At 57.0% G+C, this 24691-nt stretch carries 18 protein-coding genes and 2 pseudogenes; 7 read left to right on the top strand and 13 right to left on the bottom strand.

What is annotated here, in order from left to right:
- Positions 1-16 precede the first annotated feature (16 nt).
- Positions 17-1546: a hypothetical protein gene (locus AC1RT6_RS17405; RefSeq protein WP_472791403.1), complete on the top strand. Its 1530-nt coding sequence runs from the start codon at positions 17-19 to the stop codon at positions 1544-1546.
- A gap of 353 nt (positions 1547-1899) precedes the next feature.
- Here AC1RT6_RS17405 and AC1RT6_RS17400 read toward each other — a convergent pair whose 3' ends face one another.
- The 6 genes and pseudogenes from AC1RT6_RS17400 to AC1RT6_RS17375 all read right to left on the bottom strand — a co-directional run bounded on the left by AC1RT6_RS17400 (position 1900) and on the right by AC1RT6_RS17375 (position 9091).
- Positions 1900-2871, bottom strand: coding sequence for a Dyp-type peroxidase (locus AC1RT6_RS17400; protein ID WP_420799317.1), 972 nt, complete (start codon positions 2869-2871; stop codon positions 1900-1902).
- Between the two features lie 672 nt (positions 2872-3543).
- Positions 3544-4683, bottom strand: a complete 1140-nt coding sequence (locus AC1RT6_RS17395; RefSeq protein ID WP_493029557.1) for a PepSY-associated TM helix domain-containing protein — start codon at positions 4681-4683, stop codon at positions 3544-3546.
- A gap of 158 nt (positions 4684-4841) precedes the next feature.
- Positions 4842-6853 (bottom strand): annotated as a pseudogene (locus AC1RT6_RS17390) (TonB-dependent receptor).
- A gap of 150 nt (positions 6854-7003) precedes the next feature.
- Positions 7004-7249, bottom strand: a pseudogene (locus tag AC1RT6_RS17385) (hypothetical protein); the annotation flags it as partial.
- 209 nt (positions 7250-7458) lie between these two features.
- The gene (locus AC1RT6_RS17380) at positions 7459-8463 is read right to left on the bottom strand and encodes a FecR family protein (protein ID WP_274533968.1); all 1005 of its coding nucleotides are present in this window, start codon (positions 8461-8463) and stop codon (positions 7459-7461) included.
- 121 nt (positions 8464-8584) lie between these two features.
- Positions 8585-9091: a sigma-70 family RNA polymerase sigma factor gene (locus AC1RT6_RS17375; RefSeq protein ID WP_079447801.1), complete on the bottom strand. Its 507-nt coding sequence runs from the start codon at positions 9089-9091 to the stop codon at positions 8585-8587.
- An 888-nt stretch (positions 9092-9979) separates the two neighbouring features.
- Between AC1RT6_RS17375 and AC1RT6_RS17370 the strand changes: the two genes are divergently transcribed.
- Both AC1RT6_RS17370 and AC1RT6_RS17365 read left to right on the top strand, forming a co-directional pair.
- Complete coding sequence (locus tag AC1RT6_RS17370; RefSeq protein WP_244553530.1) at positions 9980-10252, top strand: CBS domain-containing protein; 273 nt, start codon at positions 9980-9982, stop codon at positions 10250-10252.
- Between the two features lie 474 nt (positions 10253-10726).
- Positions 10727-11977, top strand: coding sequence for an MgtC/SapB family protein (locus AC1RT6_RS17365; RefSeq protein ID WP_079447800.1), 1251 nt, complete (start codon positions 10727-10729; stop codon positions 11975-11977).
- Between the two features lie 333 nt (positions 11978-12310).
- Here the strand turns inward: AC1RT6_RS17365 and AC1RT6_RS17360 are convergent, their stop codons facing one another.
- The 4 genes from AC1RT6_RS17360 to AC1RT6_RS17345 all read right to left on the bottom strand — a co-directional run bounded on the left by AC1RT6_RS17360 (position 12311) and on the right by AC1RT6_RS17345 (position 16425).
- Positions 12311-12706: a response regulator transcription factor gene (locus tag AC1RT6_RS17360; protein WP_079447799.1), complete on the bottom strand. Its 396-nt coding sequence runs from the start codon at positions 12704-12706 to the stop codon at positions 12311-12313.
- A gap of 65 nt (positions 12707-12771) precedes the next feature.
- Positions 12772-13389: a response regulator FixJ gene (gene fixJ / locus AC1RT6_RS17355; RefSeq protein ID WP_079447798.1), complete on the bottom strand. Its 618-nt coding sequence runs from the start codon at positions 13387-13389 to the stop codon at positions 12772-12774.
- Positions 13379-14911 carry a sensor protein FixL gene (fixL, locus tag AC1RT6_RS17350; protein ID WP_079447797.1) on the bottom strand — a complete coding sequence of 511 codons (1533 nt, stop codon included), beginning with the start codon at positions 14909-14911 and terminating at the stop codon, positions 13379-13381. Before fixL ends, fixJ begins: the two co-directional genes overlap by 11 nt.
- A 785-nt stretch (positions 14912-15696) precedes the next feature.
- On the bottom strand, positions 15697-16425 hold the full coding sequence (locus tag AC1RT6_RS17345) for a CBS domain-containing protein (RefSeq protein WP_079447795.1): 729 nt from the start codon (positions 16423-16425) through the stop codon (positions 15697-15699).
- A 219-nt stretch (positions 16426-16644) separates the two neighbouring features.
- On the opposite strand from AC1RT6_RS17345, the gene AC1RT6_RS17340 reads away from it, so the two are divergent.
- Entirely contained in the window at positions 16645-17472 is an 828-nt protein-coding gene (locus AC1RT6_RS17340) for a universal stress protein (protein WP_079447794.1), read from the top strand.
- A 105-nt stretch (positions 17473-17577) separates the two neighbouring features.
- On the opposite strand, the gene AC1RT6_RS17335 is transcribed toward AC1RT6_RS17340, so the two are convergent.
- Positions 17578-19176, bottom strand: a complete 1599-nt coding sequence (locus AC1RT6_RS17335; RefSeq protein WP_472791404.1) for a bifunctional aminoglycoside phosphotransferase/ATP-binding protein — start codon at positions 19174-19176, stop codon at positions 17578-17580.
- A 12-nt stretch (positions 19177-19188) separates the two neighbouring features.
- Positions 19189-20172 (bottom strand): zinc-dependent alcohol dehydrogenase family protein, encoded by a 984-nt coding sequence (locus AC1RT6_RS17330; protein ID WP_079447792.1) that lies wholly within the window; start codon positions 20170-20172, stop codon positions 19189-19191.
- A 162-nt stretch (positions 20173-20334) separates the two neighbouring features.
- Here AC1RT6_RS17330 and AC1RT6_RS17325 point away from each other — a divergent pair, with 162 nt between their 5' ends.
- The 3 genes from AC1RT6_RS17325 (at position 20335) to AC1RT6_RS17315 (ending at position 24203) form a co-directional block, all read left to right on the top strand.
- Positions 20335-20805, top strand: a complete 471-nt coding sequence (locus tag AC1RT6_RS17325) for an Hsp20/alpha crystallin family protein (RefSeq protein ID WP_173816027.1) — start codon at positions 20335-20337, stop codon at positions 20803-20805.
- Between the two features lie 82 nt (positions 20806-20887).
- Positions 20888-21331 (top strand): CBS domain-containing protein, encoded by a 444-nt coding sequence (locus AC1RT6_RS17320; RefSeq protein WP_079447791.1) that lies wholly within the window; start codon positions 20888-20890, stop codon positions 21329-21331.
- 178 nt (positions 21332-21509) lie between these two features.
- Entirely contained in the window at positions 21510-24203 is a 2694-nt protein-coding gene (locus AC1RT6_RS17315; RefSeq protein WP_472791405.1) for a bifunctional acetate--CoA ligase family protein/GNAT family N-acetyltransferase, read from the top strand.
- Between the two features lie 30 nt (positions 24204-24233).
- Here the strand turns inward: AC1RT6_RS17315 and AC1RT6_RS17310 are convergent, their stop codons facing one another.
- On the bottom strand, positions 24234-24641 hold the full coding sequence (locus AC1RT6_RS17310) for a hypothetical protein (RefSeq protein WP_087881199.1): 408 nt from the start codon (positions 24639-24641) through the stop codon (positions 24234-24236).
- Positions 24642-24691 lie beyond the last annotated feature (50 nt).

Genomic DNA, 24691 nt, shown 5'->3' with positions numbered 1-24691 from the left:
TGGATACGCATCGATCATGACCGACCGCCGAACGGTAAGAAATTCTTGTCTTGCTATCCTGCCAACCCTGTTGCTGGTCCTTTCCCTGAGCGGGGCTTACGCGCAAACGATCGTTTCGTTCGACGGCGACCGCGGACCGGGGATCGAAACGTGCAAGCCGAAGATCGGACCCATTCACTGCGATCGAGCCGAGATGGACGTTGCGGCCAGCGGCAAGCAGGTCGTCCAGGTCACATGGCAGAACGTCAACGTCTATGACCCCGCCGGCAATCTGTTGAAGTCGACGCCTCTGTCCGCGGTGATCCGCGCCGCCGGACTTGACCCAAATCCGCCGAGGGGCGGCGGCCCGTTCGAGCCGCACATCATCTACGACGAGTTCATCGAGCGCTGGGTCATCACCGTCACCTGCCGCAACGACTGCACGCTGGTCAGCGCCGGCCCTGATGCGACCGGCGCCTGGGGCGGCACCTCTCTGTCGTGCCTGCAAGGCGGTGCTTGCCTCGATCGCGATCCAGGCCTCAAGCTGGGTTACGACAAAAACGGTATCTACGTCTGCGGCGGCCACATCGGCGACGATAATCTCGCGACCGTGCCAGGGGTCTCCTATGATTGCTTCGCAGTGCCTTCAAATGAGGTCAAGGCAATCGCGCAGGGCATTGCGCCGACCCACATCAACCGCGGCCACAATATGCCTCTCGACATCGTGCCGGCCATCGATCACGACCCGACAAAGGCTGCGGCTGCGCCCGCATTCTTCGCCAACAAGAGCTGTGATCGCACCGCGCAATATGCCTGCCAGCGCTCCTCGAATTTCTCGTTCGACTGGATCGTGAACACATTTACTTGGAACGGTGGCGGCGGGACTTACAATTCCGGCGGCAGCCAGCAGGTGATCAAGACCGACGTCGGATCGAAATCCAACAAGTGGCTCTACAACACGCCGTGCTGCGCCGATATCATGTCCATCCCGCAGGCCGGCAGCGAGGTCACGCTTCGGGCCGCGCCGAGCCACCGGTTGATGAATGTCGTCCAGCACGGTTGGCATCTGTACGGCGTGCTCGGTACCGGACCATGCCGTGAGGCCTGCGGCTCGCAGGGGGCCGATCCCAACAACATCCTGATCTATGTCGATCTCGATTGCTCACAGCCGGCGGCCTGCGTCGTCAGCCAGACCGCAAAGCTCGCCAGCACCGACCTCCATTTGGAGTTCGGCACCATCGGCGTCGATGGCGAAGGTAATATTGGTATCGTCGGCACCGCTTCGAGCGCGCGCACCAACCTGTCGGTGTTGCTCTGGACCCACAGAAAAGATGATCCTGCCGGCCGTTTTGCCGACCCGGCAACGGTCGTGGCGGGTACGCAGCCTTATACTTGCCGCAACGAGAAGAGTATGGCGCCGATGGGAAATTCGGTCGGCATCCTAACCGCGCTCGATCCCGTTGACCGCAAGACGCTTTGGGCAACCCAACAATGGGCCAATGATATTTCTCCCTGCGTCTGGGCCACGCGCATTGTCGGTTACAAAATCATGCCGGAGAAGCAGTGACCCGCATATCATAGCAAGGACCAATGCGCCCTATGGTAAGAGCGGCCACCGCAGCTTTTCTGTCATTGCGGGCCACAACGTTGCCTAAGTAGCGTCGGCCCCGCCTGATCGCCGCCACACCTTCCGCGCCCTATGTAGGGGTGCGCATGCGGAGTCAGTGAACTTCTTCCGCACCTCCGCACCTCGCTTTCAAGGTGCGGCCGAACTGTTACCGATCGAATTGTCTCACTTTGAGAATGCAGCAAGCCTAGCTCGGTGCGCTGCTCCGTTTGACAGTCTACCCCTTTCATTGAGGCTGGGTTGACCGGCTTGCGTGCCGAGCATGAATCTTGCCGACCGTGGAAGAATAGCCTCTATTTAGTGGATGGCGAAGCGGGCGCTGCAGAGCTCAGTGCAGCCGGGCCGGCACTACCGAGGAATGTCGCGGGCGGAACGAAGAACAGGCTTCCTGTCGTTGCGCGGCTGAAATCGAGCAGTCGGTCGTAGTTGCCGGGTGGATCGCCCACGAACATATTCTGGAGCATCCGCTCGATCCGCGATGGTGATCGTGTATAGCCGATGAAGTAGGTGCCGAACGCACCCTTTCCGATCTCGCCGAACGGCATGTTGTCCCGCAGGATCTTGAGTTCCTTTCCGTCCTGGTCGGTGATCGAGGTGAGGGCGTTGTGCGCGCAAGAGGGTTTGACCGCATCCTCCAGTTCTATATCGGAGAGTTTTTTGCGGCCGATGATCGCTTCCTGCCGCTCGATCGGCAGATCGTTCCAGCGTTTGAGATCGTGAAGATATTTCTGGACAATGACGTAGCTGCCGCCGGCGAAGGCGGGGTCCTCGTCGCCGATCAGCACTGCGTTGACGCTCTCCGGCCCGACCGGATTCTCGGTGCCGTCGACGAAACCGATCATGTCGCGCTGGTCGAAGAATTTGAAGCCGTGCGTCTCGTCGACGATGGTGACCGCACCGCCGAGCCGAGTCATGATCTGCATCGCAAGTTCGAAGCACAGGTCCATGCTCCGCGCGCGGATGTGAAACAGGAGATCTCCGGGTGTTGCCATCGCATGATGACGGCCACGAATTTCACGAAATGGATGCAGTTCCTTCGGTTGCGGATCGCCAAACAATCGGCCCCACGCGTCCGAGCCGAAACCCATGATGCAGGAAAGCCCACCGTCGAGATCGCGAAAGCCGACCGCGCGCACGAAACCAGCCAGATCGCCGCACATGGCGCGAACGGAATTCAGGTTGGCCTCGCCATCATTCAGCGTCGCGACGAGGAAGATCGCCGCACGCGAAAGCTTCGATGCTACAGCCTGGCTTTCCATAGTCATACACGACCCCGGATTCGATATACTTGCAACCGCTACGTCTTATCCGTCGTGTCCTCAATAGACGAGGAATGTCAATATGCTCTTCGACCGGGCCAAACCCGGTGCTTGTGAAAAGCCAGCTCGACAAACGCTTGGCAGTTGCTCGATCAACGGGCGCGCCCGACAATAGACAATCGCATTTACCTGCTTCCTTTGATGCCGAAGCCGAAGACCAATTATTCGACAAAGCGATCGAAGGGGACACCTAAGCCCTGGACGAGGGATTTTACGAAGCATCTCGGAAGTCATTGGAAGGACAAGGAAGTCCGACAAGATAAACGACGCTGCCCGCGCCATCAGTGTTGAACTGAGGTATGGTATCCAGTTCCGGCTCCGGAATCCCCTGTCGATTTCTCTTTCGCCAATGGCGTCACGAAGGATGAAGCGGCGGTTCGGGCGACAATCACCTCGCCTTGGTCCAACGGACAGACCGAGAGTCAGATCATGCGTCTCAAATTTGTCAGACGGCAGATGAACGGCCGCGGCAAAATCGATTGCTTCAAGCCGGACTGACAGGTGCTGAATGAATAAGCTACACCAAAACTGCGCCAAAGCTTTATTTCGCGCCGAAACAAACTGCTGCCCCCGTTTGCTTCTCAAGCAACAGACCTGCACCAGCTGAGACCTTACAGATCAGGTAGTGCTACTTCCAGCGCGCAGCACTTTGGTAGGTCTTGATTTCGTAGAACGTTTTTTGAACCACATGATCCCACCACTGATAAACAGCGCGAGGGGCGCGAAGCCAGCAGTGAGCACGAGCAGGCGGCCGAAGAGCGCCAACGTCGAGCCGTTATGAATCCAGAGCTGTTCCGTCATGTAGCGATCACCCGCCGACATAGTTTCCGAGGTTCGATCCTGCACCACGGCGCCGCTCCATGGGTCGAGCCAGATCGCGCCTCGTGAACGTAAAGCGGGATCAGCGTCATCCGGGCGGAATCGTACACGCCATGCGTTGCTAGTTTCGGTCGGCGGGTTTAGCACGGTGATCGACAAGGTCGGCTTGGTTGCCTGCGCGATCCGCATGATCTCATCAGGCGGAAGTTGCGGCGTTCCCTTTGGCGGCGGAGTCTCAATGCGAGGCGAGGGATCAGGTGTTGCCTTTGACAGGAGACCAACGACAGGGCGGACCATACCGGGGAAAACAATACCGATTCCCGTGATAGAAATCGCGAGGAGCACGATCAATGCCCAAAAACCCGCCGTGTTATGAAGATCGACAAAAAATCGAAGGGGCGAAACACCTCGGCGTATCGATACCGATCGCCAGAACCGTCCCTGCTTCGGCCACCATGAATATAGGCCCGACAGCGCCAATCCAAGCAGCACGAACCCGACCACGCCCACCAACTGTTTGCCCCCCCATTCGTAGAGCAGCAGCGTGTAGTGCAGGCGATAGATCATGAACGCGGGCGCGTTCGTGTAGTCGCGCTGGCCGAGCACCTTTCCGTTCGAAGGATCGATCATGGTGGTCCAAAGATTTTTGAAGCTATCTTTCGGACCTTCGTGGGTATGCATCACAACCCAGACGGGCCAAACTTTATCGGGAGCCACGATCGCGAAGATCGGTGCGGGATCAGCCGCCGCCGCGATCCGCACCACCTCGGTCAAGTTAATCGATTGTTCCGCATCAGCCGGTATAAAAAGCGCTGGATTCAGCGCAGCATCGATCTCCCGATAAAAGACGTTGAAGCTTCCTGTAAGCCCCATCAGCACCACAACAATACCGCATACTAGCCCGAGCCATCGGTGAGCCCACAAGAAGCCCCGCCGCACGCGCGCCGGAGAATAATCTTTGAATACCGATCGCACAGACAAGACGGTGGTCAATTCTTGAAGGCGCCGGTCAGCGTCCGGACCTCACAGGCACACCAACTGTTCGCTCTATTGACCGAACGTTCACAAGTATGCATGGAGCGACTCCCTATAGGCATCTACAGATCCACGGACATCGACAGGAGATACGTGCGCGGGGCTCCCAAGAAGAACGTTCCGAACGAGGCCACGCTGGACCAGTAATTTGTGCCTGTCACATTCTGAACGTTTGCGCGGAAAATTGTCCTTCTGCCGTAGATCGCCGTCGTGTAGCGAGCGCCGAGATCAAGTCGCGTCCAATCCGGGATCGGCTGTGTGTTCGCTGTATCGATGAACTGCTTGCCGGTGTAGATGATCGTCCCATTCAAGGTGAGTCCTCGCATCCAGGGCAAATCCCATTCGGCCCCAATATTGGCCTGTATATTTGGAACGCCGATTGGTGTGTTGCCCACATTTGCCGCGACCGCACTCTTCGTCAGGGTGCCATCTAGCAGCGACACGCCTCCAAGTACACGTACATCGGGCATCAGTTCGCCGTAGACATTGAACTCGAGCCCGCGAACCTGCTGTTCGGCAGTCTGCGCCAAGCGCCCAGCGGACATCTCACCGCTCGGCTTCGATATCTGAAAGGCGCTGAAAGTGGTGGCGATTCTGCCGAAGTCAACCTTGACACCAGCCTCGACCTGCTTGGCGATATAGGGCGCGAGTACTTCGCCGAAATTGGACGCATTCTCCGGTGCTATATCACCTCGGCTCAGCCCTTCGACGTAATTCGCGTACAGAGAGACGTCGTCCCGGGGACGGACAACGAGGCCGACCACGGGAGTGACTGCGCTCTTATCGTAGGAGTTCACCGGAGTTCCGACATTAGAAAGATAGTTGTTCGCCTCGACACCTTGACGCCGGACGCCCAATGTCAACAGCACATGCTCATCAAGCATCGACAAGGTGTCAGCAATCGAGAGTCCCGTGAGTTGACTGTCCGAGAGCCGAGGACGCCCGGGGATATCGTTTGCGAACTGAGTTGGTGTTACCGTCGGGTTATAAATGTTCGACGCGAGCAAGCTGCCATTGGTGAGCCGCCGGTACAGCGCGTCATGATAAACCGACGCCTGGAAAACGATAGCATGGTGAACGACTCCGGTATCAAAACGGGCGCGGAAACCGCCATCATATGTGTACCGTTCGATGTTAAGCCCGAAGAACTGGGGCGCCGCGGTCGTGTCGCCTTGCTGATTGAGAATGGTATGCAGAGGTGCATTCGCAAAGAAACGATTGACCGTCGACCGCGACCCGCCGACGTCAGCGAACACCGTAACCTGATCGCTGACATCGTATTCGTTCCGCCATAGGACAGATTGATCGGTGATGCGCGACCATTCCCAAGGTTGGATCACATTCAACCGACCGTCTGGTGCCGTTGGTACCGGCACGCCGGCAGCCATACGGAAGGGACGGGACGGAGCGGTAAATCGATCATTTTGCGCGAGGAGGTAGAGCCAAGTCCTGTACCGCTCGCCCTGATAGTCTAGGGCGAGTGACCCAACGGCCGTCGTTTCAGACTGGTGGTCAATGGGTGTGTCGCCGCCACGCATGCTGCCGTTGGCCCGCACGCCCCGTTCCCGGTTACCGCCGTAGCGCCTCGCGACGTCCAAGTAACCGCCGAGTCTCGCGACCGAACCGTAACTCATAGTGAGACGAGTCAAGTCGTCTCCCGCGCGCTTAGGCACAATATTGATGACCCCGCCGACACCACCGTTGGGTGCGATGCCAGAGAGCGCAGCCGAAGGCCCCTTGAGCACCTCGATACGCTCGGCGTAATCCGTAAAGATGCGGTAGCTCGGCGCTATACCGTAAAGCCCTCCAAAGGCGAACTCACCATTGTTGCCTTCGTTGACTGGGAGGCCACGAACATTGAATGAACTGACTGTACCGCCTGTTGGGGCGGTACTCCGCACAGAAGGATCAAGGATAATGCGTCTGCACCCGTTGCCGCCTGTTGGTCCCGGATGAACTTGTCCGTGTAGCTTGTGATGTTGAATGGCGAATTCATCACACTTCGATTGCCGAGAATACCGAGCTGGCCTCCTGTTGCGACCTGCCCACCCGCATAAGCTGGCATTGGCGTCATCGTCGAATTGGGATTCCCACCCTGCACATCGATGGTGTCGAGCGTGATTGCGCCGGCCGGCACTGCGCCGCCCGTGGTTTGTGCACCGGGCGTGCCGATCACGACGGTGGAAGCTCCAGTGAACCGATAGGAAAGGCCGGTTCCGGCCAACAGGTGTGTCAGAGCAGTGGCGGGCGTCAGGGTGCCTGTCGCGCCGGGCGACGTCAGACTTCTCACCGCCGCAGCATCGACGGAGACTTGTAGACCGGTCTGCTGACCGAACACCGTGAGGGCACCTGGAAGGGGCTGCGGCCGGATTGCGAATGCCCGTTCCTGAGTTGCGTGACCGGATTGCGCTGCCTGCGCTTGCGCAGCATTTAATGTCACGACGTTTATCGATCCGGGTGCGGTGCTCATCAGCAGCGCCGCGAAAGCCTTACTTCCGAGTCCACCCGCCTTCCGCGCCTTCATTTCCGCTTGCATCCCCTAACCCTTCATTCCTCAGTACAAGGGGCTGCGCGGCTGCGCAGAAATAAACCCTCGCTGAAGGAACGAAGCCGAGCCGGATTTTTTTAGCGAAAAGCGACGGATTGCAGATTAGAAGTGTTGTAAAATGACAATCGCCGTCATGAACCCGAGACGATGATCAGCCAGGGGCTGACCTGACGTGCGCGTGCCCCAAGCGCCTGCGCGACGGCATGAACGGCATCGATGGGCTTGTTGAGATCATAGACGCCCGTCACGCGTTTCTCGCCAAGCTCACCGCTTGCGATGATGATCTTGCCACGGTAGTGCCGTCCGATTTCGTCAATGACATCGGTGATGGCCTCGTCCTTGACTGCGAGCATCCCCGAACGCCAACCGCCGGCCAACTCGGGCGCATCGTTGCCGCGTCGGACTGTCCCGCTCCATGCGACCCGGACCCAATCGCCAGCAACCAGGGGCGTTGCGAGAGCCTGGCTGGCGATCGGCGATGTCACGGCTACGCTGCCCTCGTTGACGGCGACTGATACGCCGTCGGGCCTCCGCCGAACATCGAACGCGGTTCCAAGGTCGACCGTATCGACTGAGCCCGCCTCGACATGGAAAGGCCGCATGCTGTCCTTCTGAACCTCGAAATAAGCCTGACCGGACAGGAGCCGCACGCGGCGGCGGCTCGCGTCATAGGCGACCTCGATCGCGCTGTCGGCGCCAAGGAAGGCGATGCTGCCATCCTCCAGCCGGATTTCTCGCGTCTCCGCAACGCCCGTGCTATAATCAGCGCGTAGCCATACATCGATCGCCGGCTGAAGGATAACGACCGCACAGGCGGCGGCGACGCCGGCGGCTGCCATGACGAGATGGCGGGGCCGGAGGCGCGATGTCGGCCGCGCCGTGGTCGTCGATAGGCGAGAGCGCCGGGTTGACGCTGGTGCGGTCGCCTGTATTGGCGCTTTGACCGATGCTCGCGCCTCGCCGAGCACATCCCAGAGATGCTGTGCTTCCACCCACGCTCGGGCGTTCTCCGGATCGCTCGCACGCCATAGCTCAAGGCTTGCCCGGAGGCTCGGATCGTCAGGGTCTTCCTGAAGGGCGATCAGCCAATGAAGCGCCTGTTGGCTTGGGTTGTTATGGTCGTCGTCCGGTTTAATCAGCTATCTCCCAAAGAAATAAGGTGCCCGGAGCAGCCTGGAGGGACAAATCATCCGATCGACCAGCTCAATTGTAGAACGAATGAAACCGGCCGATTTTCAGGAAGCGCAGAAAAGCGCGTCACGGTTCCCGTGCTAGCCGCTTACGGCAATGCTCCAAACCCTCATAGACCAGGGAATGCACGCGCGCGACCGAGATGCCCAGACGGGCTGCAATGTCATTGAGCTTCAGACCCTCGAAACGATGCAGCTCCAGGGCGATACGCGTCCTCTCCGGCAATTCCGCCATCGCTTCCATAACGATCTTCAACTCGTCGCGCTTGACGATCGCATCTTCCTGCGATGGCCAGTCTTCAGCGACCGTCTCACAGGCCACAGACCCCGCGAGATGTTTGCCTTCAGACGCGAGCCGCCGCACCCAGTCGATTGCAAGATTGCGGACGATCCGCCGGACATAACCGAGAGGTTCATCCAGCGGCCGGTCGGCCGAAGACGATCTGAGACGAAAAAAAGCTTCTTGAACGACATCCTCGCCGCGCCCGCGATCTCCAACGATCGCCGTCGCGTAATCGACAAGCTCGCCACGGTGGCTGAGATAAAGACCCAGATGTTTATCGGCATATCCCAACGCGTGCGACCTTCCGAGCGGGCGTTCTCAAGCTACATTTTAGAGTTAGTCTAAATTCTACAAGGGCTTGGTATCCTGCTGTCTCTCTTATTTGAAAGGTGGACTGACGGCAACGCCACCTTCCAAAGGGGGATGCATGCAACGGTCGTCTATCGAGCCAGCCCGACGACGCGCAAAGGCGTGACTGCTCACGACGAGCGCGAGCATGACGCGACTTCTTCGTATTCGATGTCCATGTTTCCTACGCGCCAGAAGAGTCAAAGGCCACATTAGCTCGCCGAATTAGCGCCCACAGCGGCGCAATTCTTTCGACATAGAAGTTCGAATCGCGCGCGGTGCGCCCGACACGATCCGAACGTGTGACCTCCACCCTCGGAGGGCAACGGTCATGCTGCCAATCTCGGAACGATTTGTTCTATCAATCGCATGAATTGAGCACTGGCAGTCGCCGCAACCATTGATACAGACGATTCCCATTTTGAAGAGCGTTGGGTTCATTTCGCAGGGATCGGGTGTGGCGCTTCCCCGCAACCAAGATTCCAAGCGTATCCCAAGCAAGGTTAAAGCTCAAAGCGATGGTCGCTTGCTGAGAAGAGTAGCCTCTGTATAAGTCGATTGATTTCCCAAATACGATAAGAGGAATCTCTCCGTGAAAGCAGAGGAGATCGAGCATGCGTAAGGTCGATGCCCTCGAGGTTCAGCGCAAGTTTAGCTTTCAACGTCAGGCTCCGAAGGATCCGGTCGAGATCATACGACACGGCCAGAGCTGAAATCGACCCGGAGCAGACGAACTCCGACGAACTGCTGAAGTAAGGCTGATAGCGTGGTGCTTCTCGATCCGAAGCGCGGCCTTGCCGTCGGCTACGATGAACCAGAAATGCTCCTTTCGTGAAGACCCTCAATTTGTCTCAGGGCGCTGATGGCGGACAGTGCGTAGAGCCGGATGCGGATTTAACCGAAGCGATAGCGTTGATGGAGAGCCATCACGTTGCGCAGATTCCGGTCGTCTTTGAAGGGGCTGTCCGGGACATGATCTCGAAGGCCGAACTCCCTGCAACGGTGGCGCACAGATTCGATCAAGCATTCACATCGGCCAAGGTGTTTGCGACAACACCCTCGCTGCGATTTGGAAGGAAGCTGGGCGGCAGGAGCTATCCTTGACGTCGTGGTAACGAACGGTGACTGCATGACGCAGCACGTTGCCGGAAACCGCCGCTGCGTGAATCGCGAGAGGGAATCGAGGAAGATCGGTGCAGCAGGTATTTCGTCATGCTCCATCCGCGGCAGTAACCGGCGCGTTGCTGCGGGGTTGGGTTGCAGCAATTTCGTATCGGGGCTGACATCGCCGGAAGCGAACAGTCGCGGAGGGTGAGAAGATGCGCTTTCTTCAGCAAACTCCACCCGGAACTCTCATTGACTCAAATCATGCTCTGCACCTGTGGTGCCAGTATGGATACTGAGATTGAGTTGAGTATCGCAACTGAAATTGTCTGGAGACCGATTATGCCATACGACTCGGAAGCCTCGGGGAAGGCTGAGTCGACGCTGTAAAGCGGCTGTCGAGTGCTATAACAGCAGCGATCGTTTGGGGGCGGGCAGAGCTGTAACGATCGATTCGGACGAAAGTGAAATGGCATGGATGCTGAACCTCTGAGTCGCCTTACGGTGTCTCTGGCCATTGGGCTCCTTGTCGGCCTGGAGCGCGGTTGGCAAACGCGCGATGCGGAGAGTAATCGGCGAGCCGCGGGCTTTCGTACTTTCGCGCTTTCCGGACTATTGGGCGGCGTCACCGGTCTCATCGCGCTTCAAACGACCTTCTCGGTCATTGGATGGGTCTTTTTGGGATATATCATGGCATTCGCGGCCTTTCATTGGCTGGAAGCCAAGAACGAAGGTCGTGCCAGTGTGACGTCGGTTGTCGCGGGAATGCTCACGTTCCTGCTCGGGACCATGGCTGTCGTTGGAGATCTGCAACTTGCCATTGCCTGCACCGTCGGCATGACGGTTCTGCTGGCGTTACGCGAGCCGTTGCATCGGTGGATCAGTTCGTTGAACTGGCAAGAAATCCGCGCCGTGCTGACTTTGCTCGCGATGTCATTCCTGCTGTTGCCGCTACTGCCAAATCGGCCGATCGATCCGTGGAAAGCGATCAATCCCTATCAGATATGGCTTCTCGCGATCATGATCGCGGCAATTTCATTCGCCGGTTACGTGGCAGTGAAGGCATTCGGAAATCGGCTTGGAGTCGTCATGGCGGCTGTTGCCGGAGGGCTTGCATCGTCTACAGTCACCACTCTTGCTTTGGCGAAGCTGGCTCGCGAACATCCATCATCGTCCGGATTGTTGAGCGCAGGTATTCTGGTCGCGGGTGTCGTCATGATGCTGCGTGCGGGGACCATTGCAGTGGCGCTCAATGGCGTACTGCTGGTATCACTTTTGCCCGCGCTCTTGACCACCGCCGCGGTGCTCGGCATCGGGGCCGCTATCTTATTGTTCAGAAATGTCCAACAGGAGACGCCCGAACTTCAAATCAGAAATCCTCTCGCCATCGGAACCGCAGTCAAACTGACCGCGGTGCTTGCAGCCGTGATGCTGACCGCAGAACTGGTGCGCCGAATGTTCGGCGGCGTCGGCATCTTCGTTGTGGCCGCGCTTTCCGGAATCGTGGACGTCGACGCCCTCACGATCTCGATCGCTCGCATGGCTGGTGGGGATGTAGATTTGAAGACAGCGGCTCGTGCGATCATGGTCGCAATTGCAGTCAACACCATCTCCAAGGCCATCATGGCCAGTTGGGTAGGAAACAGGAGAGTCGGGCTGCTAGTTGGAGGAATCAGCGCTGTTGCGCTTGCCGGAGGGCTCGTAGTAGCTGCCTGGGAGGCCTGAACGCCCCGGGGTTGCGGATATGCATTTTAGTCCGGCTGCTTCTCTTATCTACAAATAACTCGCCCCCGGATCGTTCTTCGAAATCGCTAGCGTCTGCGCCCAAGAAGGTCTGAGAATCGCCGCCGAAGTCGGGTTCAACGCAGATAGCTTGTCCTATTGCGGAGCATTTCGTGAGTGCCGACCGAGTCCGTAGGCACGTACCGTCTTCGGCTTGGAAGAGTCTTTCACGCGAGAGGTGGTGCGGCCGATACCTTAGGGCTTCGCCCTTAGGTGGTGCCGGGGGAGACGGGCAGCGGAATGTCCAAAGGCGGCTTTGCGCCCTGCAAAAACTTTCTAATGGTTTGGATATTGGCGAGAAATGGCCTCCCGAACGCGCATCACGAGGCTGTCCTCTAGATGAGGTTTGAATAGAATATAGTCTATTCTAGCGGCCGCGGCCCTCTCCGCCATATGCTGAGGGGGATAGCCGGTAATAAGAACAATCGGTGCCGCGACATTTTGTTGACGGAGGCGGGCCGCCACATCCAGTCCATCCATGTGGGGCAGCTTGTAATCGATCACCAGGCAATCGACATCGTCCGGACCAATGGAAGCCAATAACGTCACGGCGGCACCGAACGAGCGAACCTTGAACCCATGGGTTTGAAGAAGAAATCGCATTGACTGAAGCACAGCAGGATCGTCATCGAGAATGCAGATTCTGTGCTTTACGATTGTGGACCCTGTCATCTGATGCCACGAATTCCAGTGATCACCTACAATACGGTTGTAAGGAGGGGGCGACTTGACTTACCTCAATCGTTTAAGATGCCGGCGCGCAGGGCAAGCCGGATTAACTCGGACAAGTTATGGGCCTGCATCTTGGTCATGACATTTGCCCGGTAAACTTCGATCGTCCGGGGACTAATATTGTGTTCACGGGCTATCAGCTTGTTGGATAGTCCTGCGACGAGGCCGTCCATGACCTGACGTTCGCGCTGACTGAGAGTCGCTATTCTCGATGCGATCTCCGCCGAGACATCGTCACTTTTCGTACGATTCGGGCTCTGTTGGAGGGCGGCCTCGATCATTCCAATCAGCCGTTCATCTTCAAACGGCTTTTCGACAAAATCGAACGCTCCTAATTTCATCGCTTCGACGGCGAGGGAGATATCTCCGTGCCCGGTCATGATGATGACGGGCAGGGGCGAAGCAGTGGCCTTGAGACGTCGAAGTAGATCCATTCCATTGATGTCAGGCATGCGAACGTCAGACACGACGCAACCAAAACGAAGACCGGAATGAGCATCGAGAAAGTCGGCGGCTGCATCGAACAGCGTGACGTTGAAATTTGCCGCGCCAAGCAGGAAATCGAGCGAGTCCCGCATCGTTGGATCGTCATCGATGACATAGACATTTCCCTTATGCGACATCTGGCAAATCCCCGGTTGCAGCTATAGGCAAAGTCAGTCGGAAGGTAGCGCCACCGGAATCGTTCGTTTCGACCCATATCCGGCCACCGTGGGCTTCCACGATCGACCGGCTGATAGAGAGACCCACGCCCATACCGGTTTCCTTGGTCGTGAAGAAAGTCTGGAACAGGCTTTCAGCGGTGGCCTCGCTGAAGCCATGCCCAGTATCCGATATGGACAGTTCGACCATCTCGTCCGATGCCTTCTTGCTGGAGGCGGTAAGTTCCCGTTTTGGTGATTCCTCCATTGCCTCCAGGGCGTTTCGAAAGAGATTGACCAGGACCTGCTGAATCTGCACGCGATCGACCAGGACGCGATCGCATTCTGTGTCCAGTTCAAGCCGTAGCATGACGTTCTGTTCACGTGCACCTGCGAGACCGAGAGCTCCGGCTTCTTCCATCAACTTCGCCAGGCTTTCGACGCGTTTCTCTGACTCCCGCCGGGAGACGAAATCGCGTAACCGTCGAATGATCTGACCGGCGCGAATGGCCTGATCTGCAGCGCAATCGAGCGCCCGTTCGATTTTCGTGATGTTGAGATCTGCATTGGCGGTCAACAGGCGGCGAGCTCCATTCATGTAGTTGCTGATCGCGGTCAACGGCTGGTTCAACTCGTGCGCGAGAGTCGATGCCATCTCCCCCATCGCACTCAAGCGAGACATGTGAACCAGTTCGGATTGCAATTCCTGAAGTTTTGCCTGGGTTTGCTGATGCTCTGTAAGATCGCGGACAAATCCAGTAAAATGCCGTTTTCCACCTGAGTGCATCTCGCCGACGGACAGGTGCATCGGAAAGGTGGCCCCATCTCGGCGTTTTCCAGTGACAATCCGTCCGATGCCTATGATGTGCCGTTCGCCGGTGGATTGATAGCGGGCCAAATAGCGGTCGTGTCGGCTGCTATCCGGTTCAGGCATCAAAATGCTGACATTCTGGCCAATGACTTCGTGTTCTGAATAGCCGAACAGACGTTCGGCTGCAGTGCTGAAGTGCTGCATGATGCCGTGATCATCAATAACAATCATCGCATCGGGAATGGTATCGAGAATCGAACGTAGGTGATTTTCGCGCGCAATCAGAGCTTCTTCAATCAGCTTCTGATCGTCGATATCGAGTATCACGCCACTCAGGCGCTGTGCCACTCCGCCTTCGTTGGTGACGAGGCCACCTCGTACTCGAACCCAGCGCTCTCTTTCTGATGTCCCACGAATCCGGTACTGAAGGTCGAATCTGCACCCGGTCTTGATCGAGCGCTGAATAGCCGATTCCGTGCGCGCGCGATCCTCCGGCTGGAGCAAGGAGAGGAAAAGATCGTAACTGACCGGGGCATTTTCCGAGACGCCAAAAAGCCTGCGCGTTGGGCTGGACCAGAACAGTTTCCGGGTCGTGAGATCGAGATCCCAGATGCCAACTCCGGATTTGTCGATTCCGCGTTGCAACTCCTCACGGAACAGGCTGTTCGACGACAACTGATCGTTACTCGACACGGTTTCACTTCCCGGCGCGGCAAGGAAAGCTCATTAAAAAAATCTACTGTATCCCCGTATTACCATCGCTAGCTAATGAGGCTATCCGGGATCATGACCGCTACCTATGGCGCGTTAGGCTGCCAAAGCCGAAGGATAAGACTTTATCCGGCTCAAGAACATTATAAAATCGATCCGTTATTGTTGTAGCCGGTAGGGGGTCTGTAAAACCGCTGGTTTGGCTCCCGCTTCCGCGTAACAACGCAATGTTCACGAGGAAAATATTCTTCCCTCCCGCAAGCTGCTTGCGGAGACGACGGATGAAGAAAAGCGAAAGATCATTTTAAGATTGCTGGAGGAGGAGGAAGCAAAAGAGACTGCAGCCTCTCTCTGCCGAAAAAATAGGTTGTTCTTGATCGGCTTGCAGACCAGGCGGCGTTTTCGGCGGCACGTCGTTCACCCAATTGTCGACCTTGCCGTCCAGAATGACCTAGTGCGGGTCCACAGGATCGCGCAGCTCTTTCACCACACTCGATCCATTTACATTTCGAGAAGGATCTCGGTCAGGATGTCGAAGCATATATCGTGAGATGGTGCGCAGCGGTTCGCTTTGTCTCGCCACCTTACGTTAGCACAAGTCGAGTTGCGGCCCTATACATTGAGATTGATGCAAGAGCCGATTTCATTCAGTTCGTCCTCTTGATTGCATCGGAGCGCGGTCCGGCAGCGGTCGTGAGCGAATAATCAGTCCGATTCACAACCGAGAGCGATAGTGTAGCTACCCTTTTGTAATTTTTAGGAAGCAATCAACCCGTGGCCGCTAATTGTTTATCTTCCGGAGAAATCAAGCAGAGCCCAGACATGGTATCCACCCAACAAAGATGATCGTCCACTTCCTTCACGCCGGCGACATTCTCTGCCGCGACCACGGCAGCTTGCCGAGCACGTTCGTCGGTAATGATTCCGCTGAGATGAACGATTCCGCCGTGTACAATGACGCTAAGTCCAAATGGACACCAGTCGTTCTTCTCGATGGACGTAATGATGCGGTCGCGAATATGGTCATCATCCGCGGTCGGATCGGGAACCTCGCGGGCAAGCCCTGCGACAGCCTGCAGTAGATTGGATCGTGTGATGATTCCGACAATCTGGTCGCCTCGCATCACCGGTAAGCGCTTAACGCTGTTCTTTTCCATCGTTGTCACGATGTCTTCCAGCAACGTATCCTCTGAAACGGTGCATGGATCCGGTGTCATGATTTCACCGACCTTGCGGCCTTGCTCGCGAACGAAGTCCGATGCATCCCTGCCCGCACCGAGCAGGAATTTCAGCCATCGTGCCCTCCTTCGTTGCGTGCCGATTTCGGCGCGGCGAATGAAATCGCCTTCCGAAATGATGCCGACCAGCTTTCCTTCTGCGTCAACCACAGGAAGGCCGCTGACGTGTTGTCTGAGCATGGAGTTGGCGGCATCAACAATGGTGGTGTCAGGGTGGACCGTGATGATCCGCCTGGTCATGATCTGATGAGCGCGCATGCTGAAGCTCCTCGTGTTTGGATGAGCGTATTAAATGCTATCGCCAATGCGTTGAGACGGATTGACCTAGGTCAAACGGGCGCCATCATTGTTCGCAGCACGTCAGAATCATTTGTAAGTTCTTTGATCTGGATCATTTTCGCTTCAGGATCTTAGACCATGCATATTAGCGCGTGACACCATTTGAGATTGTTGATTTAGCCGCATCGGGAGTGACGAATGACTTACGTAACGATCATGGTTTGCCTTGCGTTCGAGCAGTCGAACGAGCGTTGTCTCGCTATTGCCGGCGAAATGGTCGAGCGATTTGATGCGCGGGTTGCTGGAGTTGCGGCCGCGGAGTTCAGTCCGCCGCTTTATTTCACCTCGGGTGAGCAAGCCGACAAAATGATTGAGCGAGGTCGGAACGCAATCAAAACGAGGTTGTCAGAACTAGAGTCCGAATTCCGAACAGCCATGAATAGGAGCACGAAAGACGTCGAATGGCGTTCCGACATGGAGATCCCCCTTCGGTTTGTTGCGCGGGAAGCGCGTGCCGCCGATATTATCGTGATCAGGCAAAGTGGAGGCGGGGTACTTACAGACCCATTTTCCGTGGTCAATCCGAGTGATCTGGTTATGCAGGCGGGCAGGCCATTGCTCGTTGTTCCGGACGAGGCTGGTTCGTTCGATTTGCGAAGTGTGCTGGTCGCTTGGAAAGATACCGCTGAGGCACGACGGGCGATCGTTGATTCGCTTCCATTGCTTCGCAAAGCCAAAGACGTCACGATCGCCGAGATCGCCGAAGATGGCAGCCGCGAGGCCGCATTGAACCGCACCGATGATGTTGTCGCATGGCTGTCGCGTCACAACATTGCAGCAAACGCACTTGTTCCAGAAGAGAATGCCCATGCCGGGGTTGCATTGGATAGAATTGCATCCAGTATCGGAGCAGACTTGGTTGTTGCGGGAGCCTATGGCCATTCGCGATTGAGCGAGTGGATACTCGGTGGCGTGACGCAACATCTTATGTTTGAATCGACGCGTTGCGTGCTGCTATCACGCTGATCCACATCGGATATTCTAGCTGTTACGGTCAATGTGAGATGACAGCCCTCATCGTGACGGCATCAAGTAAGTTCGCGGAGCCGACGTAAGATTGTCGAACTTCCGTCACGGTGGCTCCAGTGATGTTGGTAAAAGGTGGGGTTCAGCCATGCCAAGCGTCTCCTTGCAGCGTTGCAGGGTGTGCTCGGGTGTTCCGGAGGCGTCGATCACGTGCCAATCAAGCAGGCCAATGTTGTAGTCCTCCTGTTGTTTGACGAGATCGAGCGTGGCATCGGATGCGTCGCCCACGCGCTGTCTGACTCGTTTCATCCTGGTTGTTAGATCGCTCACGAGAAAGAATCCGAAAAATGGCAGGTTGAGATTGCGAGCGATCGCGGCAACCGCGTTTCGTTCGGTGGATTTGGCAAAGACCGCATCGACAATGACTGAGTGGCCTTGCGAGAGAATTTTTGCTGCTCGTTCAGTCAGGATTCGATAAATGGTCGCGGTAACCTGGGGCTGATACGATGTTGTAGGCAGCCGTTGGGTCTCATGGACCCGAAAATGTTCTTTGCGTGTGATGTCTGAACGCAAAATCACGACTCCCGGTGGAGGTTCAATGGCGTCGGCGAGGGCGCGAGCTAATACGGTTTTCCCGGTGCCGGACAGGCCGCCGATCGCGACAAGTGTTGGCGGCGAGGGAAGAATCAACTGGTGAGCCAGATCGAAATAAGATCGAGCGGACAGTCGTATGGTCGCTTCATCGGTATTGGGTCTGTCGGCGCTGGGTCCGCCGAGGCGCGCCAATAGAACATTGGCGCGGATGGCGGCGCGTATCGACATGAATAGCGGGAGTGCCGCGATCCCGTCGAGGTTGTCTTCTAATGTTGTCGTCAGGTATCTGTTGAAAAGGATATTGGCCTCGAGACGGCGTCCGTAGCGCAGAATATCCATCACGGTGAATGACAGATCGTAAAGAATGTCGATTGAGGCGATCACGGGATCAAACTCGATCGCGTCGAACAGAACTGGCTTGTGCCCGATCAGCACGATGTTGGCGAGATGGAGGTCGCCGTGGCAGCGTCGAACGAGCCCGAGCCGGCCGCGCTCTCTCAAACACGCTCGGACTCGCGAGAGCTCGGTCCGGCTTCTCGCATCAAGCTTATCGATGGTGTTCGCAGGCAAGCAGCCTGAAGCGTGGAATGCGGAAGTATTGTCGGCGATAATTGAAGGAAGGGAACAGATCCATCTGTCGGCTGTGACAACGGATGCTGTTCGATGCGATGTTGCGATGGCGTCGGCAAGATCCACAATCAGAGCAAGATCCAATGCGCCGGCTTGCGCGAGATGATCTAGCGTCAGCCGCTCATCGAAGCGCTTCATCTCGACGGCATATTCGACCGGCTGCCCGTCACCGTCGATGCTGAGCGAACCGTCATGGCCTTGGGTGATTGCAACAACGCGGCGGTAAATTTGTGGCGCGGATTGGCGGTTGATCCTGATCTCTTCATCGCAGGACGCTTTCCGTTTTGCCAGTGTTGAATAGTCGAGAACTGGAAGCCGGATTGCACGTTTGACTTTCAGTGCCCGGTCGCCTGCGAGAAAGACCACAGCGGCATGGGTGTCAATGCGGCGAACGTCGGCACCGCCATGTGTCGCGGAGGCGGCCAGGAAGGCGAAAACTTCTCGTTGAATGGCTGTGTCCTGTGTAGCCGGGCTTGTCATATCTGGATTGGGTCAAGGTTGAAGAACGGCGGCTCCCAGCAGCTCTCCCGCTCTCAGCATGGCAATCGCGTCGTTGGCCTTGTCGAGGGGAAAGGTGGTCGTGCGGATGTGAATTCCGGCTTGAGGAGCGATCTTGAAGAAATCACTGCCGTCCTGCCTCGTCAGATTGGCAACGGACAGCAACTGTCTCTCCCCCCAAAGGAGACTGTATGGAAACGAGGGAATATCGCTCATATGAATTCCCGCACACACAACCCGGCCACCTCTGCGGACGGCGCGCAGGGCGAGCGGAACCAATTCACCAACCGGGGCATAAATGATGGCGGCATCCAGTTCCTCTGGCGGACGCCGGTCGGATGCACCGGCCCAGACGGCGCCAAGTTGCCTGGCGAAGTCTTGGGCCGCGATATCGCCGGTGCGAGTGAAGGCAAACACTGAGCGTCCCTGCCAGAGGGCGATTTGAGCGACGATATGACCCGCCGCACCAAATCCGTAGATGCCGAGCCGTTCGGCGTTGCCCGCCATGACCAGCGACCGCCAGCCTATCAGGCCGGCGCATAATAGGGGCGCGATTGATACGTCGTCGCCGGTTCTGCCGATCCCGAAAGTATAGCGCGCGTCGGCGATGGTGTGGGTTGCGAAGCCGCCATCGCGAGTGTAGCCGGTGAAAGATGGGCGGTCGCACAAATTTTCCATGCCGAGGCGGCAATAGCGGCACAGGCCGCAGGTGGACCCAAGCCAGGGAACCCCGACGCGGTCACCAATCTGATAGCCGGTTACGCCGGTACCCATCAGGTCGATGCGGCCAACGATTTCATGGCCAGGGATGACCGGATAGCGGATATCGGGGAGTTCCGAATCCACGATATGGAGGTCGGTGCGGCAAACCCCGCATGCACTGATTCTGATGCGGATCTCTCCGTCGCCAGGAATTGGATCGTCGCGCTCCTGCATCCGGAGCGGTGTGGCTGGAGCCGAGAGCACCATCGCGCGCATGGAATGCCTCCTTTTAACCGGCCCGTACGCCCGATCAGCTTGGAACGTAACGCGGATATTTATTGGTGCAATAGCCACCCCTGTTTGACCTTGATCAAAACAGTCCCGCTGGCGCGTGGTCAGATCACGCCGCTCAGAGATCGTTGTTTTGGAGGATCGATCATGATGAAGGCGCCAATCCCTGTAGGAAGGGATAGTTCCCTGACACGCTCCGAAGCAAATCCGTTGACGGTGTTGCAGCGAGAGATGGACCGGCTGTTCGATGGCTTCAGCAGGAGCTTTACCGGTCTGTCGTCACGGACGCTGATACCTAGCATGGATCTTGCCGAGACGGATAAGGAGATTGAATTAACCGCGGAACTGCCCGGCATGGAAGAGAAAGACGTGCAGCTGAATGTCGTTGGCAACCATTTGACGATTCGCGGCGAGAAAAAGAACCAACGAGAGGAAAAAGAAAAGGACTACCATCTTGTCGAGCGAAGCTACGGTTCTTTTGTGCGAACTGTCGACCTGCCGCCGGGCGTGAACATCGACAGCATCCAGGCAGTGATGTCAAAGGGTGTCCTGAAGGTCACGGTACCGAAGCCGACACCCGCGCAGGCCAAAACAATCGAAGTCAAAACGGCAGCCTGATTTGAAGGGCCGGACGCGCGTAGCATGGACCTGCGCGCGTCCGAGGTCGCTATAGCCAGACGCAACGAAATTGGGTGATATCTTGTATCAATTTCTCGAACAGACCGTCGACCATTACATGACACGAAAAGTCAAGACTGTATCGTGCGACGTCACGATGAACGAACTCAATGATCGGTTCGCTAGTGATGATTTCAATGCCTATCCGGTCGTCGACGACGAGGGGGAAGCCGTAGGCTTGGTGACAAAGTTCGACTTCCTCAAATGCTTTGCTCTTACGCTGAGCTCAATGGTTCCGCGCTATGACGAGCTTATGAAGCGAACCGTTTCCGATGTGATGATTCACGAATTTATCTATGTGAGCGCAACGACGAAGTTGGTGCGTGTGTTGCAGTTGATGGTCGAGCATCGACTTCGCAGCATTCCCGTTATGGGTACGGGACAGCATTTGGTCGGCATCATTTCGCGCGAGGATGTCATGCGAGCTTTGCGAGACTGCACGCGTGGCGAGCCGCGTGCCTTGTAACGTCTGTCTGAAAGTTTCGCATCAGCGCTCATACGCGCTAGACTTCCGGTGTGTGCATCCCAGAATAGTCAACTCGACCTGGGATTTCGATGATATCTTATCAAGCGCCGCATGAAACCCTCGAGATTGCAGCGCAGACATTTTTCCATATCCGGACATCTTCCGGTATGAAGGCTCCATGTCGACCTATCGATTGAATAGTCTGCTGGGTCCGAATTCGGTGGCGTTGATCGGTGCAAGCACGCGCAGCGGCTCGGTCGGGCGGGCGATTATAAGGAACGTTTGCGCAGCCCGTTTTGAAAATCCGTTCGGCGTCGTCAATTCACATTATCGGGAAATTGAAGGCATATCGACGGTCAAGCGTTTAGCTGAGCTGCCGTTTGTCCCAGAACTGGTCATTGTCACCACGCCGGCGGCAACGGTTCCTGAGATCGTCGCCGAAGCAGGAAGGATCGGCGCCGCTGGTGCGATTATCATCAGCTCTGGCCTCGGTCACGGAGCGGGCTCATTGGCAGAAGCCGCCGAGCGCGCGGCGCGCGCTTATCATATGAGGCTGATCGGTCCTAATTGCCTCGGCATATTAATGCCAACGATAAATCTGAACGCGAGCTTCGCGGCTCATATGCCGCGCGCGGGTCATCTGGCCTTGATTTCCCAATCCGGTGCAATCGCAACCGGGATGGTGGATTGGGCGGCGCGTCGTAACGTCGGATTTTCTGGAATCGTATCGATCGGTGACCAGCTCGATGTCGACATCGCTGATCTGTTAGATTTTTTTGCGCTCGATACCCAGACTAAGGCGATCCTGATGTACATCGAGGCGGTCAAGGATGCCCGTAAATTCATGTCGGCGGCGCGAGCGGCGGCGCGGGTCAAGCCGGTCGTCGTCGTCAAATCGGGACGGATGGCGCAAGGAGCCAAGGCGACGGCGACACATACCGGCGCGCTCGCCGGTTCAGATGCCGTCTATGATGCAGCGTTCGGCCGCGCTGGCATACTGCGCGTATTCAGCCTTCGGGAGCTATTCGACTGTGCGGAGACACTGAGTCGAGTCAAGTTTGCGTTTGGAAAACGATTGACCATCCTCACCAATGGAGGCGGCATCGGCGTTCTTGCAGTAGATCGGCTTGTCGAGTTGGGAGGAATTCCTGCGGCACTCAATCCTGTCGTCAAACAACAGCTCGACGCCGTTTTGCCGGCGACATGGTCGGGTTCCAATCCGGTCGATATTATTGGTGATGCAGATCCGTTGCGTTATGTCGGGGCGCTCGAGATTCTGCTGGCGGATGACGAGAGTGACGCCATCCTTGTCATGAATGTGCAAACGGCGATTGCCGATTCGGATGCCATCGCCACGGCGGTGACCCGCGTCGTTGACGCTGATCGGCGCAAGCACACTATTTCCGCTAAACCGGTGCTGGCGGTATGGGTCGGCGCCGACGAAAAGATCTCGAAAACGTTTATCGATGCTGGCATTCCCGACTATGCAACGGAAGATGATGCCGTGCGTGGATTCATGCATCTCGTTTATCACCGCGAGGTGGTTGAATCGCTTGCGGCGGTGCCGCCGAGCCTGACACATGAATTCGTGCCGGATATCCCGGCGGCGCGGCGAATTGTCGAGTCGGCGGTCGCGCAGGGCAGGCGGTGGCTTGATCCGATTGAGGTCGTGGGCGTCTTGGATGCCTACGGGATTACCAGCGTTCCGACGCAGGCGGCTGCCAGTGCTGATGAGGCCGCTGCTCATGCGCAAGCCCTGCTCGCGCGCGGCGCGACCGTCGTTCTCAAGGTGCTTTCGCGCGACATCTCGCACAAATCTGATGTCGGAGGCGTGGTGCTCAATCTTGCCAACGCGGATTCGGTTCGAGCCGCGGCGCTCAGCATTCTTGCGAATGCAAAGGCGAAGCTGCCGGATGCAAGGATTGACGGTTTCATGGTGCAGCCGATGGTCCTGCGGCCGAAGGCTCGTGAACTCATCCTGGGAATCGCCAGCGATCCGACTTTCGGCTCCGTTATCGTCTTTGGCCACGGCGGAACCGCCGTGGAGGTGATCAACGACAAGGCGCTTGCTCTGCCGCCGCTCGATCTCAAGCTCGCCCGCGATCTTGTCGAACGCACCCGCGTTTCCCGGCTGTTGCGCGCCTATCGCGACGTGCCTGCTGTCAAACAGGACGAGATACCTTTGACGTTGGTGAAACTGGCGCAACTCGCGGCAGATATTCCCGAGATCAGAGAACTGGATCTCAATCCGCTGCTCGCCGATGAGACCGGGGTTCTTACGGTCGATGCTCGCGTCGCGGTGGGGTCTCCGGTACGAAAGTTTGTCGGCCCCGGCAACGCCAACTTTGCTGTTCGGCCTTATCCGTCGCAATGGCTGCGACATCTTGTGTTGAAGGATAATTGGCGGATTATGGTCCGGCCGATCCGGCCTGATGACGAACCTTTGATTTATGACTTTCTGCGCCACATCACCAAGCAGGATCTGAGATTCCGGTTCTTTGCTGCTGTGAATCCATTAAACCATGAATTCATTGCGCGGTTGACGCAACTCGATTACGCGCGTGCAATGGCTTTGGTGGCTTTCGACGAGGCAGCCAACGAGATGGTGGGCGTCGTCCGAATTCACTCGGATTCGATTTATGAGACCGGCGAGTATGCAATACTAATTCGCTCGGACCTAAAAGGCAGGGGACTGGGTTGGATGCTGATGAAATTGATCATCGAGTATGCCAGATCTGAGGGGTTAAAGTACATTGCTGGAGATGTTCTAGCGGAGAACACCGTGATGCTGGCGATGTGCCGGGATCTCGGCTTCGAGATCGCCAACGATCCCGTCGAGCATGACGTTTACCATGTCAGGCTTATGCTTTAGCCCACGCGCATCCACCGATCGTTCATTGTGTCAAAGACGGGCAACCGACCTGACGCGATAGGTATGCATGGTGTCTCCTTCCTTGATTGAAACGTATTCACCAGCCACAAAACGCTCGTCCGCAAAGTGATAGCCGGCTTCGTCGGGCAGGTTGGTCGCGTCGTCGTAATGGAACGCCCAGGTGCCGCCGGGACGATGAATAAGATGGCCGATATCGCTATTCTCGTCCGGCCGTAGACGTGTCACGCGACATGCCTCGCGATGCTTCTTCCATGACTCATGGTCGATGCGGCCATCGGGGGCGAGCGGGGCTATAATGATGTAACCGAAATCACTGTCTCCTTCTGGGTGAGCCGGTTCGCGCGCCAGTTCGAGGCGGATTTGCCGGAATTGCTGCGGTAGAGACGTATTCAGGATCGGTTTGAGATGCATGATCATAGTCCTCGTGCCTGAGGGACTCGAATGATGAGCCAGCTCTCAGCTCTGCC

Source organism: Nitrobacter sp. MLSD-S21 (assembly GCF_058809865.1).
The sequence above is the reverse complement of the archived record's forward strand: the minus strand, read 5'-3'. Positions and strand labels throughout refer to the sequence as shown.

What these genes read in the sequence shown, in the direction of transcription:
- AC1RT6_RS17405 (WP_472791403.1), top strand. Translation starts at nt 17, where the DNA reads ATGACCGACCGCCGAACGGTAAGAAATTCTTGTCTTGCTATCCTGCCA.
- AC1RT6_RS17400 (WP_420799317.1), bottom strand. Translation starts at nt 2,871, where the DNA reads ATGACTATGGAAAGCCAGGCTGTAGCATCGAAGCTTTCGCGTGCGGCG.
- AC1RT6_RS17365 (WP_079447800.1), top strand. Translation starts at nt 10,727, where the DNA reads ATGGATGCTGAACCTCTGAGTCGCCTTACGGTGTCTCTGGCCATTGGG.
- AC1RT6_RS17360 (WP_079447799.1), bottom strand. Translation starts at nt 12,706, where the DNA reads ATGACAGGGTCCACAATCGTAAAGCACAGAATCTGCATTCTCGATGAC.
- fixJ (WP_079447798.1), bottom strand. Translation starts at nt 13,389, where the DNA reads ATGTCGCATAAGGGAAATGTCTATGTCATCGATGACGATCCAACGATG.
- AC1RT6_RS17345 (WP_079447795.1), bottom strand. Translation starts at nt 16,425, where the DNA reads ATGCGCGCTCATCAGATCATGACCAGGCGGATCATCACGGTCCACCCT.
- AC1RT6_RS17340 (WP_079447794.1), top strand. Translation starts at nt 16,645, where the DNA reads ATGACTTACGTAACGATCATGGTTTGCCTTGCGTTCGAGCAGTCGAAC.
- AC1RT6_RS17335 (WP_472791404.1), bottom strand. Translation starts at nt 19,176, where the DNA reads ATGACAAGCCCGGCTACACAGGACACAGCCATTCAACGAGAAGTTTTC.
- AC1RT6_RS17330 (WP_079447792.1), bottom strand. Translation starts at nt 20,172, where the DNA reads ATGCGCGCGATGGTGCTCTCGGCTCCAGCCACACCGCTCCGGATGCAG.
- AC1RT6_RS17325 (WP_173816027.1), top strand. Translation starts at nt 20,335, where the DNA reads ATGATGAAGGCGCCAATCCCTGTAGGAAGGGATAGTTCCCTGACACGC.
- AC1RT6_RS17315 (WP_472791405.1), top strand. Translation starts at nt 21,510, where the DNA reads ATGTCGACCTATCGATTGAATAGTCTGCTGGGTCCGAATTCGGTGGCG.
- AC1RT6_RS17310 (WP_087881199.1), bottom strand. Translation starts at nt 24,641, where the DNA reads ATGATCATGCATCTCAAACCGATCCTGAATACGTCTCTACCGCAGCAA.